19 protein-coding genes and 1 pseudogene are annotated in these 15,473 nt (G+C 42.1%); 3 read left to right on the top strand and 17 right to left on the bottom strand.

The window, feature by feature from the left end; all coding sequences use genetic code 11:
- Positions 1 to 82 precede the first annotated feature (82 nt).
- The 17 genes and pseudogenes from LKE01_RS07700 to LKE01_RS07625 form a co-directional block, all read right to left on the bottom strand.
- Positions 83 to 1,024, bottom strand: a complete 942-nt coding sequence (locus LKE01_RS07700) for a DUF4097 family beta strand repeat-containing protein (RefSeq protein ID WP_056982398.1) — start codon at positions 1,022 to 1,024, stop codon at positions 83 to 85.
- Positions 1,021 to 1,653 (bottom strand): DUF1700 domain-containing protein, encoded by a 633-nt coding sequence (locus LKE01_RS07695; RefSeq protein ID WP_056982396.1) that lies wholly within the window; start codon positions 1,651 to 1,653, stop codon positions 1,021 to 1,023. Before LKE01_RS07695 ends, LKE01_RS07700 begins: the two co-directional genes overlap by 4 nt.
- Entirely contained in the window at positions 1,646 to 1,963 is a 318-nt protein-coding gene (locus LKE01_RS07690; protein ID WP_056982395.1) for a PadR family transcriptional regulator, read from the bottom strand. Before LKE01_RS07690 ends, LKE01_RS07695 begins: the two co-directional genes overlap by 8 nt.
- 113 nt (positions 1,964 to 2,076) lie before the next feature.
- Positions 2,077 to 2,532: a threonine/serine exporter family protein gene (locus tag LKE01_RS07685; RefSeq protein ID WP_054769780.1), complete on the bottom strand. Its 456-nt coding sequence runs from the start codon at positions 2,530 to 2,532 to the stop codon at positions 2,077 to 2,079.
- A 9-nt stretch (positions 2,533 to 2,541) separates the two neighbouring features.
- On the bottom strand, positions 2,542 to 3,312 hold the full coding sequence (locus LKE01_RS07680) for a threonine/serine exporter family protein (protein WP_056982393.1): 771 nt from the start codon (positions 3,310 to 3,312) through the stop codon (positions 2,542 to 2,544).
- A gap of 5 nt (positions 3,313 to 3,317) precedes the next feature.
- Positions 3,318 to 3,965, bottom strand: a complete 648-nt coding sequence (locus tag LKE01_RS07675; RefSeq protein ID WP_054769781.1) for a metal-dependent transcriptional regulator — start codon at positions 3,963 to 3,965, stop codon at positions 3,318 to 3,320.
- 22 nt (positions 3,966 to 3,987) lie between these two features.
- Positions 3,988 to 4,899: a cation diffusion facilitator family transporter gene (locus LKE01_RS07670; RefSeq protein WP_056982391.1), complete on the bottom strand. Its 912-nt coding sequence runs from the start codon at positions 4,897 to 4,899 to the stop codon at positions 3,988 to 3,990.
- 153 nt (positions 4,900 to 5,052) lie between these two features.
- Positions 5,053 to 5,669 (bottom strand): annotated as a pseudogene (locus LKE01_RS07665) (FMN-dependent NADH-azoreductase).
- Positions 5,670 to 6,042: 373 nt separating this feature from the next.
- Positions 6,043 to 6,264 (bottom strand): MerR family transcriptional regulator, encoded by a 222-nt coding sequence (locus tag LKE01_RS07660; protein ID WP_054769782.1) that lies wholly within the window; start codon positions 6,262 to 6,264, stop codon positions 6,043 to 6,045.
- A gap of 75 nt (positions 6,265 to 6,339) precedes the next feature.
- Positions 6,340 to 6,735, bottom strand: coding sequence for a hypothetical protein (locus LKE01_RS07655; RefSeq protein WP_054769783.1), 396 nt, complete (start codon positions 6,733 to 6,735; stop codon positions 6,340 to 6,342).
- A 110-nt stretch (positions 6,736 to 6,845) separates the two neighbouring features.
- Entirely contained in the window at positions 6,846 to 7,379 is a 534-nt protein-coding gene (locus LKE01_RS07650) for a DUF3278 domain-containing protein (protein ID WP_056982387.1), read from the bottom strand.
- Positions 7,380 to 7,402: 23 nt separating this feature from the next.
- Positions 7,403 to 7,900: a DUF3278 domain-containing protein gene (locus LKE01_RS07645; protein WP_056982384.1), complete on the bottom strand. Its 498-nt coding sequence runs from the start codon at positions 7,898 to 7,900 to the stop codon at positions 7,403 to 7,405.
- On the bottom strand, positions 7,897 to 8,097 hold the full coding sequence (locus tag LKE01_RS07640) for a helix-turn-helix transcriptional regulator (RefSeq protein WP_054769784.1): 201 nt from the start codon (positions 8,095 to 8,097) through the stop codon (positions 7,897 to 7,899). Before LKE01_RS07640 ends, LKE01_RS07645 begins: the two co-directional genes overlap by 4 nt.
- 126 nt (positions 8,098 to 8,223) lie before the next feature.
- The gene (locus tag LKE01_RS07635; RefSeq protein ID WP_056982382.1) at positions 8,224 to 8,814 is read right to left on the bottom strand and encodes a GNAT family N-acetyltransferase; all 591 of its coding nucleotides are present in this window, start codon (positions 8,812 to 8,814) and stop codon (positions 8,224 to 8,226) included.
- A gap of 88 nt (positions 8,815 to 8,902) precedes the next feature.
- Positions 8,903 to 9,694, bottom strand: a complete 792-nt coding sequence (locus LKE01_RS07630; protein ID WP_054769785.1) for a DUF1003 domain-containing protein — start codon at positions 9,692 to 9,694, stop codon at positions 8,903 to 8,905.
- A 154-nt stretch (positions 9,695 to 9,848) separates the two neighbouring features.
- Entirely contained in the window at positions 9,849 to 10,025 is a 177-nt protein-coding gene (locus tag LKE01_RS12045) for a hypothetical protein (RefSeq protein ID WP_169790312.1), read from the bottom strand.
- 159 nt (positions 10,026 to 10,184) lie between these two features.
- Positions 10,185 to 11,063, bottom strand: coding sequence for an RluA family pseudouridine synthase (locus tag LKE01_RS07625; protein ID WP_056982381.1), 879 nt, complete (start codon positions 11,061 to 11,063; stop codon positions 10,185 to 10,187).
- Between the two features lie 205 nt (positions 11,064 to 11,268).
- Here LKE01_RS07625 and LKE01_RS07620 point away from each other — a divergent pair, with 205 nt between their 5' ends.
- From LKE01_RS07620 to LKE01_RS07610, 3 genes are all read left to right on the top strand, one after another.
- Positions 11,269 to 12,624: an FAD-dependent oxidoreductase gene (locus LKE01_RS07620; RefSeq protein WP_054769524.1), complete on the top strand. Its 1,356-nt coding sequence runs from the start codon at positions 11,269 to 11,271 to the stop codon at positions 12,622 to 12,624.
- Positions 12,625 to 12,832: 208 nt separating this feature from the next.
- Positions 12,833 to 13,159, top strand: a complete 327-nt coding sequence (locus LKE01_RS07615) for a heavy metal-binding domain-containing protein (RefSeq protein ID WP_056982377.1) — start codon at positions 12,833 to 12,835, stop codon at positions 13,157 to 13,159.
- Between the two features lie 194 nt (positions 13,160 to 13,353).
- Positions 13,354 to 15,465, top strand: a complete 2,112-nt coding sequence (locus tag LKE01_RS07610; protein ID WP_056982375.1) for a hypothetical protein — start codon at positions 13,354 to 13,356, stop codon at positions 15,463 to 15,465.
- The last annotated feature ends 8 nt before the right edge of the window (positions 15,466 to 15,473 follow it).

The raw sequence follows: 15,473 nt of genomic DNA, 5'->3' as shown, positions 1-15,473 counted from the left end.
CAGTACTGTATCAAAAAAGTTCGTAAAGTCAGCGGAAATCCGGCTTTACGAACTTTTTTTGGATTCTTTTATAAATCGTATCTTACTTAACGGAAATGTCCCCGCCATCAGATGATAAACGGTACGTGATATTTTTATGCTGAGACAGTCGCCATGAGTTCCTCAAACTGCCAAATATTGAAACGTCGCCATCGTCAGCGGAAGCGCTGATTTGAACTTCTTTACGGTTGGAAATCAATGCATTAATATCCCCGCCGTCCGCATCGGCAATGACGGATCCAACAACAGAATTACGGTTTAAATGAATATCACCGCCATCACTGTTAATGACAACATCTTTCAACTTGGTTGAATCAAGGGAAACATCACCACCATCAGATGAAATCGACGTAGCACCATTTGAAAAGTCGGCATTCTGATAAGTTAGATCACCGCCATCACTTGTCTGGTTTATTCCTGGCGCTGTCACATTCTTCAATGTTGTATCGTCGGTGTTCTTCAAAGTAATTGGTTCTTGAGAATGAACATTTTGTATCTGGATATCACCATCGCCGCTTAGCTTCAGCTTGTTGACGGTGATACCGGATATTGAAACACCGTTTTTGTCATGACCAACAACTTTTTCCAGCTGTTGATCCTTGGGAACCGTGATCACAACATCACCGGTGCCGCCACTATAACCACTCATACTAAAGCCGACAATTTGGGTCCGAGGATGGCCCTTGCCGATGATATTGATTGATCGGCCGCTTTGTTTGACTTCATTGAACTTTGAGGAAGAAACTGTTGGCTTCTTGACATCCCCGGTTTGAATGACAACACGACTTCGCGTAGCAAATTTAATCTGATTGACCGAGCTCTTCAACGTCTTCTTGGTCATCTTCACGGATCCAGTCTGATCGTCGACGACTTTAAAGCCGTCATCCCAGACAATCGTTTTGAATCCCGTATGGCCCAAGGCAACCGCCATCATAACGGTTCCAATGATGGTAATCAATAATCCAACAATCACAGATTTTTTCATTTTCTCGGCCCCCTTCCGTGTTTTTCAGCGCGGTTCTTTGGTACCATCTTTTGATATGCCCAACGGGAGAAATTCGTCACGCCACGAATGATGCCGTTAAAGGCAACTGAGAATACCGGCGACAGCATCACGAGAATGCCGACAATCATCAGTCCAATACCGATGTAGAGCATTCCCAGCCAAGGGTCACTCCAAATGACCCCGAGTCCGACAACCAAACCACCGATACCACCAAATACGACACTCACAAGCAACGCAATCAAACCAACGAGGATTCCCAAAGCACCAAAGAATACCCCAATTGACAAGCCAATAATTCCCATTGCCAGTGGAATTGTCACTGGAGTCGAAATAACTGCCAGGATAATCAGCCAAATCGTTTTGACGTCATTTTTGGGACGTTGCTGACGGGTGCCATTCCCTTGCGGTTCATTAAGGGTCCTAATCGAGTAATCAGCCAACACCTTTCTGGCTAATTGATGAGGGGTTCCCAACTCTCTGACACATGCATCATAAGAATCATAGCCGCCATCTTGAAGATACTCAGTGTAGAAATCAACTGCTTCGTCACGCTCATCCTGACTCAGCTGTCCCAATAACGATCGAAATTCTTCAATGTAATCATTCATCCTGACCATCTCCTAACATTTTATCAATTCCATTTTTAAATTCCTGCCACTCATGCTGAATAATGCCAAATTGTCTTTGACCTTCAGCCGTAATCTTGTAATACCGTCGATTGCGACCTTGATATGGCTCATCATAGGTGGTTAATAAATCACTCTTTTTCAACCTTCGCAAAACCGGGTACATAGTCGACTCCGATACGGATATCGACTCTTGAACTTTCTGAGTTAACGCGTAGCCGTAGTAGTCCTTGTCATTTAAAATACCAAGAACACAGCCGTCAAGTAACTCTGAACTTATTTGGATTGCCATATTGCCACCTCCATAGTATTATACGTCGTATAATATTATCCAAGACAAATAATACGCCTTTTTGTTTTGATGTCAACAAGATTGATCAAAAAACGGCAAAGAAAAAGGATGGGCTATTTATCCCATCCTCGTGATACATATTTAATTTTGATCCGAATTTTATTAATCAATTCGGCAACAATGAAGCCCAATGCGATTGAGCCGGCGATCCAAACCACTTCTGACAAATAATTAAATGCCACGCGGTAATCGCCCAGGGCAAAGTTCTTAATGGTGTTGTACGCCTGACCTCCGGGAACCAGTGGTACCAATCCCGGCACGTCAAACAAAATGCTGGGCATTTTCTTAATATGCGCAACGACCACTGAAACCAAGCCAATTGTCAGGCCGCCAAAGAAGTTCGGCGCACCCAAACCACCCCAGGTGTTGATAATAACGTAATACACCAACCAACTCAGAGTAGCCGTGATTCCGGCTACGTTTAAGGCGCGGTGCGGCAGATTGACAATCAACCCGAAGCCAATTCCCGAAAAATATACACAAATACATTTAATAATAAACAGGTTCATAAGCATCCCTCAAAAAAAGTGCAGCGCAATTGCCACGCCAAAGCCCAGTGCACAGGCACTGATTAAAGCTTCAATTCCTCTGGCCGGGCCACTGATCAGATTTCCAGACAGGGCGTCACGAACCGCGTTTGTCAACGGAATTCCAGGAACCAGAGGCATCATGCCACCAATAATAATATCATCTGCTTTCACACCAATACCGTTCTTAACGGCAATTAATGCCAAAGCCCCAACAACCACAGCGGCCAAAAACTCGCTTAAAAAACGAATTTGAATATAAATGTTCAGGAAGTAATAAACCAGCCAGCCAAACATCCCAACAATAAAAGTCACCCAGAAGTCGGGTAGATTGTTCTGGAAGACAACAACCAAAGTGCCGCTTACAAGACCAGCACCGACCGTTTGCAGCCAGAGTGGAAAAGTTGCCACCAAGTCATTAATGTGGATCAAATCATCCCGGAATTGATAAATGTCGATCTTTTTAGCGGCATATTCCCGTGACAATTCATTGACCTTGGCCACTTTTTCCATATCAAAAGCCCGTTTATCAATCGAGCCGACTTCGGCGCCGACTTCCTTAACCCCACCGGACATGATAATCCCGGTCAAAGTTGCGTACACTTGGGCATCTTTCAAGCCGGCGTTTTGAGCAATCCGCATAATTGTATCGTTTACCCGTGACATTTCAGATCCGGATTCAATCATAATCCGCCCCGCAAGGACACAAGTATTTAAGACTAAATGGTCATAATTCTCTTGTCGAGTTGCGTTATCCGCCATCCCTGTCACCTCACGAACACATAGTGGGCCGTCTTAAAACCAATGACTAATTTCTTCTTATCTGTCAAATTCTTAACAGTAACCGAACCTTCAAATGGATCGTGAGAAATAATCTTGAGCTTGTCGCCAATATCAAGCTTAATATCGCCCAACAGTGTCAACAAATCATGGTTATCAATAAACCGATTAACAACAACTTCTTCACCATCTTTGGCATCAGTCAGGAGCTTGTCCTTGTCGGGATGATAGTTCCCGTTACGATCCGGAATGACTCCGCCATGAGGGCAGCGTTTAGGATTGCCCAAAAAGTCGTCCAAGTGATCAATCATCTTGTCAGAGGTAACATGTTCAAGCAATTCGGCTTCGTCATGGACATCAGAAATATCATAGTGCAAAGTGTTAGCTAGGAAAGTTTCCCAAATTCGATGTTTCCGAACCAGTTCTTCGGCATACTTCTTGCCCTTCTTGGTCAATTGCACACCAGAATAAGGTTCATGGGTTACCAGCTTTTCTTCGACCAACTTGTTAACCATTTCAGTAACTGAACCGGCAGCGATATTCAAACTGATCGCAATTTGCTTGTTGCTGACCAGATCATCGGAACCGCCAAGTTCAAATATAATCTTTAAATAGTCCTCTTTCATTGGGGTCATTAAGCTCTAAATCTCCTATATTTTACGGAATGTCATTTCCACGATCATAAATAATATCTTCGTGTTCGCCACGGGTCGTTTCCGCTTGAATCGTGACGTGACACATATGGTACTTATCTTTTAATACTTTACTAATCTCCGAATAAATCGGCTGGGCTTCACTTATCTTCATATCATGCATGTTAACATGCGCTGAAAAAATGATGTTGTGTTCATCAATTGACCATGCATGGACATGGTGAACACTAAAGACACCGTCAATTTGAAGCAAGTCATGCTTAATTTCTTCGTAATTCAGATTTGGTGCACCCTGCATCAAAATTCTGAAAGTTTGCCGGATAATTGGAATTGACTCGAAGAAGATATAAACGGCAACAATAACCGTCACGATCGGATCGGCCAATGTCCAATTATATAAATCAATCAAAATTCCACCAAAGATAATGGCAATTGAAGATAACGCATCACTCAATATGTGCAGGTAGGTTGCCTTCATGTTCAAATTATTCTTAGAGCCTGAATTTAACAAAAAGGCCGATAAGAGATTGGCAACCAGCCCAATCACCGCAATGGTCAACATCAGGTTACCATTAATCGGTTGAGGGTTTGTAATCCGTTTTAAAGCTTCAAAAATCAAGAATATACAAATAAGTGCAAGTGCAATCGAATTTAAAAATGCCGCAATTATTTCAGCTCGCTTATAACCGAAGGTATTTCGGCTATCCTGACGTCGCTTACTGATTCTGCTCGCTGCATAACTGAAAACAATTGAAACTGAATCCCCCGCATTATGAAAACCGTCTGAAATCAAAGAAAGACTTCCAGACAGCGCTCCACCAATGAATTCAGCAATTGTGATCAAGATGTTTAATACGGTTACCCAAAAGAATTTAGAACCCGCTAATTCTTCGTGATCATGATTTTGTTCATCCATCAATCAGTCACTCCAATCTAATATTATTATTGCATTAGTTGGTGAATATTTCCATAAGGAGTGAACAATTGTTTTAGGGATACCAGAAAATCCGGATAACCCCCTACCAAAAAACAGGGCTGTCCGGAAAATAAACGGATTCCAATCAGTCAGTTAAAACTCATCTGCCACTTTGATGGCTTCACTTTCAGCATCTTTCATAATTTGGGCTGCCTGATCAGAAAATGATCCATCCCTTCAACATTTATCTTTTGAATGGACTGAACACCAATAAAGTTTAAAACTTGGTGAACGTACTGAGTTCCAAAATCCTGGTTGTTATACTTCCCACCGGCAGCCTGAATATGAATCACCTTTTTGCCTGAGGTCAGTGGAATGGCGCCCTTTTCAGTATACTTAAAGGTTTTGCCGGCAACGGTCACGGCATCAATCCAAGCTTTTAATTTGGTTGGAATCATCAAATTAACCAGTGGATTGGCAATGACCACCTTATTACTTGCCAAAAACTGATCAGTTGCTCCGTTAAATTCAGTGACATCAGTTTGTTGAACCTTGGTCAATGTGTCAAATGGTTTACCAGCCTCAAGCATGTCCCAAGCGGAAAGCAGGTCACCATCAATTTCAGGGAAATCATCCTGATACAAATCCAATTTATCAATTTCATCGTTAGGATGTTTTTTAACATACTCATCCATGAATGCATTTAGAACTTTTAGTGTCCGTGACTTCGGGCTTTTGGGCCGGGCAATCACAACCAATACTTTTGCCATTTAAAACACCCCTCTTATTCCACAGTTACATCACGGATAATATATCATTATCCTCCCTAATCAGCAAAGGTTTAACTCAATTAATCCAAATTTTGCCAAAGGAAAAAGGCCAGCGCAATTGCACTGACCTTTCCTAAGGGGAATCGGCGACTCTATGGTTTTAATCAAATATCACTTCGTTCATACTCGAATACTGATCCGGTTTATAACCGAATACTCAAAGTGCTTTTATTCGCACGTTGGAACTCTTTTGTCATATTACTTGTGCAATCTAACAGTTATACAAACGATCATCTAATTAATTACTTAAAGAGCGCCAATACCCCTCGTGTTTAGAATATCATTCAATTCTTTGTTTAACAATAACTTTGTACTATATCTTACAATGTTTAATCAGCTGTTTAACATCGTCAATTGATGAACCATTTTCGATAAAACAGTGAACCATGTCCACCCAATACATATCAGTTTCATCAAAATCAGCCACAATCGTTCCAACAGTCCTGCTTGGTACCAAACCGTTCTGAACGTATGCGTCAATCTCGGTGGGACTGACATTAAATTTGGCGGCCGTTTCATTCAACGTTAATTTCATAGTTCTGCTCCTGAATAGTCATTAAATTTAAATCAAATGTTAGTTTAACAGCTCAGTTCAAAAAAGCAACCGCTATTATTCAACCATCCGCCAATTACCTTCATCGGCCTTTGAAATTTGATCCAGGAAATGCAGGATTGAGGCTGCCCGGTTCTTGTCGTGCTTGACCAGCATGTTAAGAGCCTCACCGGTAATAATCGGGTTACTCAAAGAAAATTGTTCACCCTTCTTCTCGCCGGTAGAAAATGCCAACACGGTGTTGCCGTCATCAATTTCAGTAATGATGAAGAACATACTGAAATCATCATCGTCTTTCATGTAGGCTGGCATTGCCCAAATTCCATCACTGATTTCAACCAGTTCTTCGTTATCAAAACGATAGTCCCGGTGATTCTTTTCGTTAACTGGTTTATCCAGCACAAACATCATCTTATCAAATACCGGATTGCCAAGCTTAATATTGTCTTCCATATGAATCCCCTTTTTGCAGAATTAATTTCGAGAAAATCATGCAAAAACAATCTTACTTGTCCTGCCGGATTTGTGCAAGTCGGACTGCGATGCCGTTTAAAAAATCCCTGTTATTCTTTATAAACTTTAGTGGTAAAAATATCATAAGCACACGCTAAGATGCCAAAGAGCAAGCCAGATTCGACACCTTTCCATATTGTATTTGCACTCTGCATGTTTTGAACTGGATTTGTTCCATCAAAAAACCAATCCAGAACAATTTTCACAAAAAACATGTAGATCCCAACATAGATTCCTAGTTCAATTCCTCTGATGAATGCTTTTTTAATTGCTTGCTTTCGACTACTTGCGCGAATCTCTTTATCAACAATGTGAGCCCGATTTGTGGCGATCAATAAATAAATATTAATCACAAATCCAACCATCACTACATTGCCCATTATGAGCCATACTAATGCTTTTCCAGGGTTACTATTCGCAACCAGCGCTGCTGCAATACTGGAAAGCAGCATATACCCAGCCAAAATCATATAGGCATTAGTCGCAATCCGACCAATTTCCGTCCGCTTGTATTCATCCAGTGGTCCGTGAATGCCAAACCGGTGTTTAATAATTTTCGTTCCAACGCTTTCTTTAACTTTCATGAATGACCCACCTTTTCAATTCTTTATTCGACTTTAACAATATGACCAATTTCTTTTTGAGTATCCGACGTCCAACCGATTACGATGACAACCAGGGTAGCCAAAATTGAGAAGAGTGAAAAAGGCCCATCAAATCTAGCCAGCATAAAATAGCTAAACATCCCATAAATAACTCCAAACCATGCCCCATGAATGACTGCTTGATGAACAGCCTTGGGATATTCATTAACTGAAACCTCTCGGTAATTCAATTTCAGTTTTGAAACTTTTCGCGTCACGTAAAGGCTCACACCACCAAAAGCAATGATCAGATTAACAAACAGAAACCCAATTAAAGTGGAGTGTGTCAAATACTGCTCAGAAACCATGAGCAAAGCTGCATTAGCGAGTCCTGTATAAATCCATAAATACATGAATGCGCTGGTTGCCACCTTGTTAACTTCCCTGATGTTATGCTCATCCAGAACACCCCGAATGCTGAAGAAGTAACGCATGATCTTAATCAAAATGCTTTCTTTCATTGAGTGTCATCCACCTTCCAAAATAGTGTATTCAAGTCTGTTCCCAATTCCTCAGCCAAACTAATACACAGCTTGAGGGAGGGATTATACTTGCCATTCTCGATCAAATTAATGGTCTGTCTGGCAACGCCGATCTTCTCAGCCAAAGTAAACTGGGAGAGCCCCCGATTCTTTCGAAATTCCCTGACTCTGTTCACATTAGTTGGCCTCCTTTGATTTTGTGTCACATATATATGTCATTAATAATATAAAACTCCTGCCAAATGATGTCAACTATATATGACAAAAAAGAGCTGGCATTAAAATGCCAGCTCTTCGGATTCTTATACGTATAAAAGGCTATGCTGTTTGGCAGCCTTTTGCATATGATCATACATATGGTCCCCAATCATCTGGGTTCCAACAGTTTTGAAACCTTTGCGTTCATATAATTTCTTTGCGTCAGGATTTTCGAAATCAACGTTTAAGCCGATCACTGATTTTCCGTCATTCAATGCCATTCTTGGAACAGCAGCCAATAACTTGCTGCCAATTCCGTGACCCTGCCAATTAGGATCAACGGCAATCGAATCCAAATACCATTCATCGGTATTGGTTTCGGAATCAGGAATATATGGCTCTTTAAAATCAGCACTCTTTTTCGATAAATTAATCAGAACCTTGTTGATATCGTCCTCGTTTTCGCTGGGATATCCAAACACAACCCCAACAACTTGGCCATTGGCCTCGGCCACCACGGTAGATGCCTTACTGGACAGATACGTGTCTGTCTGGTAAGCCTTCGTGATGACCTTGTCTAATCCAGGTTCGGGAACGTCTTCTAATTCATCAAGTTCCATTTCATCAAAAATAATATCAATCAACGGGGCTATCTGGCCGGCGTCATCCTGCTGTGCTTCTCTAACGGTTATCAAAGAAATCCTCCTAATAAATGAACAATCTTTAGTGTGTTAAGTCATATATTACTGAAGTTTTCATTTGATGTCAAAATTAACCGCTCAGCTAGTCATGATTTTCAGAACTGTTTTCATTATCCTGCTGATCATTTTCATTTAAATTACTTTTCGGATTTCCCAATTGGTTGCGTTGAATCATATCAAGTTCCGTGCGGATTTGGCCAAGAATCTCAATTTCCAATTTTTGAATTTCCAATGAGTGTGGCAATTGGTTTTGCGCGAGATTATCCAACTTGGCATGTAAGATTCGCAACTCATGTTCAGATTTCTGGTTAACATGATAGTCGTTTTCAGAACTCATCCGGTCACGATCGGCAGCCCGGTTTTGACTCATCATAATGATGGGTGCTTGAACCGCGGCAATACAACTCAATGCCAGGTTTAGCAAAATAAATGGATAGGGGTCAAAGTTCATCCCCAAAAAGTGAATCGTGTTAATAAACATCCAGGCAACCAAGACAAATACGAAGACGCCGATGAATCCCCAACTACCACCAAAACGGGCAACGGCATCGGAGACTCGTTGACCAAACGTTAAACTCTTGGCCAGGTTTTCATTCACATCGACGATATCATAATCATCACTTTGCATCGCCTTGGTTAATCGGCGGTTAATCTTCTTAGTCTGCTTAACATCGGAATTAACCATTCCATCAACTCTCATTAATTGGTACTTTAATAAATCATGATCACAAATAAAGTCAGTGACCTTCGCGGTCGGAAAATCACCCTTAATCAAATTTCTTGTTGCAGGCTCCAAGTCCCTAAGATAGCGGCCGTCAATTTGCATATGTTCCCGATGATCGATAAAACAGATTGCTGTTTTGGCTTCTGGCATCGTTTCAGTCCTCCCCAAAGTTTTTATTGTACTTATTTTAAATTATCTTTTTCCAAATCAAAAAAAGTATCTCACCGATTATTATATCAGTAAGATACTCGTTTAAAATCATTTAGTAGTCGTTAAAACTAGAGCCTAACCAAAGCTTATAACATTATGCCTTAATTAAATCTGATTTTGCTTTCAACAAAGCAGCCTTTAAAGCACGAATATGCTCTTTAGTCTCCTCGTCTTCTTCTGCGCCCTTCATCCATGATAATACAGACAAATTAGTTTCCATCTCAGCAATAATTTTTTGAATCGTCTGATCCGATTCACCATTGGTAGACATATCTAGTCTCCTCCTTAAGTTGATACCCATACTATACCAGAAGATAGCGAAAAGACAACGGAATTGGACTCGCTTTCATCAAATTCTAATTTATCATTTGTATAAGTTATCTAATCATTGATCTATCAATGTTCATTTGTGCACAATATGAGTATTTCTTTAATCTAAAATGGCCGAAATGTCTTGTGGCAATTGGGATTGGAAGCTTAACCCCCTGTTTGAAAATGGATCCTCAAAATCTAGTTTCGAGGCGTGAAGTGCCTGGCGATTAATTCCCAAATTCATCGGTCCATGATATAACTCATCGCCAAGAAGCGGATGGCCAATCGAAGCAAAGTGAACCCGGATTTGATGCGTCCGGCCGGTGTGAAGAATGACATCCACCAAGGTTCGGTCTTTTAAGCGACGCATGACGGTGTACTCCGTTTGAGCCGGCTTGCCATCCGCACTAATGATTTGTCCATAACCGTCAGGATCTTTAGCAATTGGCTTATCGATCAAATCGTGATCCGGGAGGCCATCCCCACTCACCACAGCCTGGTATCTCTTATGAAGGGTTTTATCTGCCAACATCTCGTTGGCCAAGCTGTTTGCCAGTCGGTGTTTGGCAATCAAGACAATGCCGCTGGTGAACCGATCCAACCGGGTAATAATATGGGGAACTAAATTTTCAGCACCTTCTTGAACCAGGCGTCCCTTCACACGATTAACCAGTGTGTCGGTGCGGTTTGCTGGTCCTGGTACAACCGTCAGGCCAGCTTGTTTGTTGACCACCAGCCAATTATCATCCTCATAAATAATGTTCAGCGGGCCATCGCTGACGGCAACATTGGGATCACTGGCTTCAGGTGGCAGACTGACTTGTACCTGGTCGCCGTCTTGAAGGTTGACTGCGCCATCCACCTTATGCCTGCCCACAGCAAAATATCCCCCACCGGTTTTGATGGTTTTGTACATCCGGTGACTGATACCCTTGGTATTTAAAAACTTCTTTAACGTTTTTGGATCGTGATTGGTTACTTTCCAGGAAAATTTCAAAATGTCCTCCAAAAAATATTTTTATGTTGTGCACAACTACTTTGTCCACGTCGCAAATCCCAACATGACGGCAATTTGGCCATGTGAGCGTTATCTCATACAGTTAAAATGCGTTTGTCAAGGGCTTGACAACGCTTGCACAACTTGTAATATGTAAGTACAAGCAAATGCTTGTGAATCTTTTATAAAACAAGGAGAAGTTAATATGAAAGTTGCAGTTATTGGTTGTACCCACGCAGGAACCTTTGCTATTAAAACTATTTTAACAGAACACCCAGACGCTGAGGTGACCGTTTACGAAAAGAATGATAATATTTCGTTTCTTTCATGTGGAATTGCTTTATATCTCGGGGGACATGTAAAGGATCCACAAGGCTTGTTCTATTCAAGCCCAGATGAACTTAAAAAATTAGGTGCCAACGTTCAAATGAAGCATGAAGTTACCAACGTTGACCCAGCTAAAAAAACAATCGACGTGACTGATCTTGAAAGCAACAAACAATTCCAAGACACTTATGACAAATTAGTCGTAACCACCGGTTCATGGCCAGTTATCCCACCTATCAAAGGTATCGACAACAAGAACGTTTACCTATGCAAAAACTGGAACCATGCCCAGGAATTGTTTAAAACCGCTCCAAAGAAAAAGCGCATTACAATCGTTGGTGCCGGCTACATTGGTGCCGAATTGGCTGAAGCATACAACACAAAGGGACATGAAGTTACTTTACTGGATGGTGCCGACCGCATCATGAGTAAATATTTTGACAAGCAGTTTACGGACATTGTTGAAAAAGACTTCACTGACCATGGCGTAACCCTCGGTTTAGATCAACAAGTCACTGAAATTTCCGGTGACGATACTGTGACCGTCAAGACGACCAAGGGATCATACGAAACCGACTTGGTTGTCATGTGTGTCGGCTTCCGTCCTAACACCGGCCTATTCAAAGGCAAATTAGCCATGACTGAAAACGGTGCCTTGATTACCAATGAATACATGCAAACTTCCGATCCTGATATTTACGGTGCCGGTGACAGTGTTGCTGTTCACTACAACCCAACCCGAAGCTTGGCATATATTCCACTGGCAACCAACGCCGTTCGTCAAGGGGTTCTGGTTGGTAAAAACATTGAAAAGCCAACTGTTAAATACATGGGAACCCAGTCATCATCCGGCTTGAAGCTTTACGATAAGACAATCGTTTCAACCGGTCTTACAATGGCTGCCGCAAAAGCTCAAAACGTGAATGCTCATGAAGTGATCGTAAAGGACAACTACCGTCCTGAGTTCATGCCAACCACTGATCCTGTCTTAATGTCACTTGTTTATGATCCTGATTCACGCAGAATTCTCGGCGGTTCACTGTTAAGCACCTACGATGTCTCTCAATCAGCCAACACCCTTTCTGTATGTATCCAAAACAACAACACAATCGACGATTTAGCAATGGTTGATATGCTGTTCCAGCCACAATTTGATCGACCATTCAATTACCTGAATATCCTGGCACAAGCTGCTCAGGAAAAGGAAGCAAAGACAGCTGAAACTGCCAAGTAATAGCGGTTACATTTTTCTTTGTAAATCCATCTGACACACGTTATAATGTTTACTGCATAGTGATGACGATCTTTTCTAAACCACATTAGCGTCTCACAAGTGCATCCCGTCTGACTTTTTTCCGGCGGGTTTTCTTTTATCTGTTGTTCTATCGACAATTTAAGATATACTAATGGCAGATCTACTAAACAAATTGGAGGAATCAATTATGGCTGAAAATCATTTTATTGTTACAACCACTGAACATATTCCCGGAAAAGACTACGAAGTTATCGGTGAAGTCTTTGGCTTAACCACCCAATCCAAAAACGTGGTTAGAAACATCGGTGCCGGCTTAAAAAACATTGTCGGTGGTGAAATCAAGGATTACACCAAAATGTTGGATGAAGCCAGAAACACCTCAGTTGACCGTTTGAAAGAAAACGCTCAAAAAATGGGTGCCGACGCGGTTGTCATGATGCGATTTGATTCCGGATCCATTGGTGGCGACATGCAGTCCGTTGCAGCTTACGGAACTGCCGTTAAGTTTGTCTAACAAATAAATAGACCATTATTACTCTAAAAGTCCGGCGTTATAATGCGTCGGACTTTTTTTGCCAAATACGGGGCAATGTAAATGTCTTGTAAATCCTGAGTAAAGGTTTAACCATTTCCATTTCAAAACGCCTATTTCACGATACTATGAATTCGCAGGGTAATATATCAATAGAATTCATGGAGATGAAATTAATGAATGTTAAGTTAAAAAGTTCCGTTTTTATCTCAGCGGTTGCGTTGGGAATTCTTGGAGTCAGCTGTGTTTCGATCCAACCTGCACATGCCGGCACCGTCAGTAAAATTGTTTCAAATCGCAAGTTAACCACGAACCCCGCCAGTCGAAGCATCACTTTTACCGGATCATCCGCGCTTTATTCAAAGCCCAAAATTAGTAAAGGTGCCAGAGTTGTGGCCAGCAAGGCGGTCTTAACTGATTTGGCCAATTCGAAATTCTCGAGCAATAACTTTGCTGCTTATCGTCAAGCAACGACTAAGAGCGGTTCGGTTTATTATAAGGTCACTTCATTTGACGGCAAGTACCGTGGCTGGATCTATGGCGGCAAAAAAGCCGGTAAATTCAGCGGTGGGATTGAGCCCTTCACCACTTTTGATCAGGGAAACGTACCATCAAGCTTAAGCAATTATACCTTTAAGATTGCCGCTCCCGGATTTCAAAATGACGGCAAGACCGTTACATATAAAAATCCATTAAATACGACCTATCAATCCGGCAAACAGATTGGCGACTCAGTGAAATACGCCAACACGACATTCAAGATTGACGGTATTGGAACACGAACCCGTGAAAATGATACTTGGGTTCATATCAGTGCCATTAATTCAGATGATTCGGCTGCCAACGGCTGGATTCTATACAAAGGTCTGTGCGAGGCAGAATCACCTATTCCGGATAGTTCGCTGCGAATTGACCTGGTTGATTCAAAGGGCAATTTAATTCGATACATCAATTACACGAGTGCAAACGCAAAGTATAACCAACCACTCGGTGTCCCTTACGGCTCATCCTGGACAATTGGTGATGACGATTTGGCCAACATCCAAGTGGCCGTCAGACAGGCTCTCCAAGGGACCGGTTACGCTTTGGATACTTTATCCAGCAACCAGGCAGGCTTCCTTGCACAAGCCAAATTTGGCCACAAAGCATCGCTTACCGTGAAGGCTGCCGACCCAATTCCCGGCAACTCGGTCCGCATCAACATCGTTAATGACGAAAACGCCGTGGTTGACACAGTCGACTATACAAATCAAAATGCCCAGGTTGGTCAAACCCTTGGATCAACTGACGGTGGCAGTGCATCCCTTGACCCAGCCGATGAAAAAGCCATTCAATCAGACATTTCAACGGCTCTTAAGAAATCCGGCTACAAGCTGGATAGCTTATCCGACGCTCAACTTGCCGATCTGGCTAAAACAAAGTTTGGCAGTTCCGTTTATTTGAAAGCTGATAACGATACAACCACGATTGCCGACAACGCCGTTCGAATCAACTTCACCGATCCTTCTTCCGGAAAAGTCATTAAATCAATTGATTACGTCAACACTGATGCCGATGACCCAGCCAAGAAGGGCAGCACGTTGGGAACTGAAACCAATGGCAAATGGACACTGGGTGACAGTGACATTGTCGAAATCAATGCATTGGCAGCTTCCTCCTTGTCCGGTACCGGTTATATCTTAAACAACGAGCACCTTTCAGACGATCAGGAATCCGCATTGGCCCAAGCAAAATTTGGTGGATCAATCACGGTTAACGTCGGCAAAGCTGCTGACTCAAACAACTTTGCTTTATACGCCGCCAGTTCTTCATCAAATAGTGCAAACGCGCAACAGCTGGTTCCAACCGGCCTCCAATACGTGGATGAAAGCTGGGAGTTCCCAGATGTCGGCGGTAACAGCAACAAATCAACTTACAGTAAGTTAAGTGCCGCAGATATTGCCGGGCTGTCTTCAACTAATCTTACGAACTTTAAACAGGCACTGGGCAAATACAGTGCGGATTCGATCAACAAAATTAATGCTGATTTCAAGTCGGCAGCCGAAATGCAATACGTTGATTCCGGTCAGACCGCTGCGTTAAATAAAGCAGACCTGAGTGCTGTCAAGAGTGGCCTGCAAAACAGCAGCTGGTCAACCCTCCAGTCACCAAAATATCCAGTATTCACGAAAGATGGCAGCGGAGCTGTGTCAATTAACTGGCAGACAATTACGTATCACGCAAAATCAGCCAAACAAAATACCAATGATTCTTCAATCAACGTTTATTACACGTTTGACGCCCAATAATCTCAAAC

The sequence above is a fragment of the Lentilactobacillus kefiri genome (assembly GCF_007989105.1).
GTDB classification, from domain to species: Bacteria; Bacillota; Bacilli; order Lactobacillales; family Lactobacillaceae; genus Lentilactobacillus; species Lentilactobacillus kefiri.
This window is presented reverse-complemented; position numbering and strand designations above follow the sequence as displayed.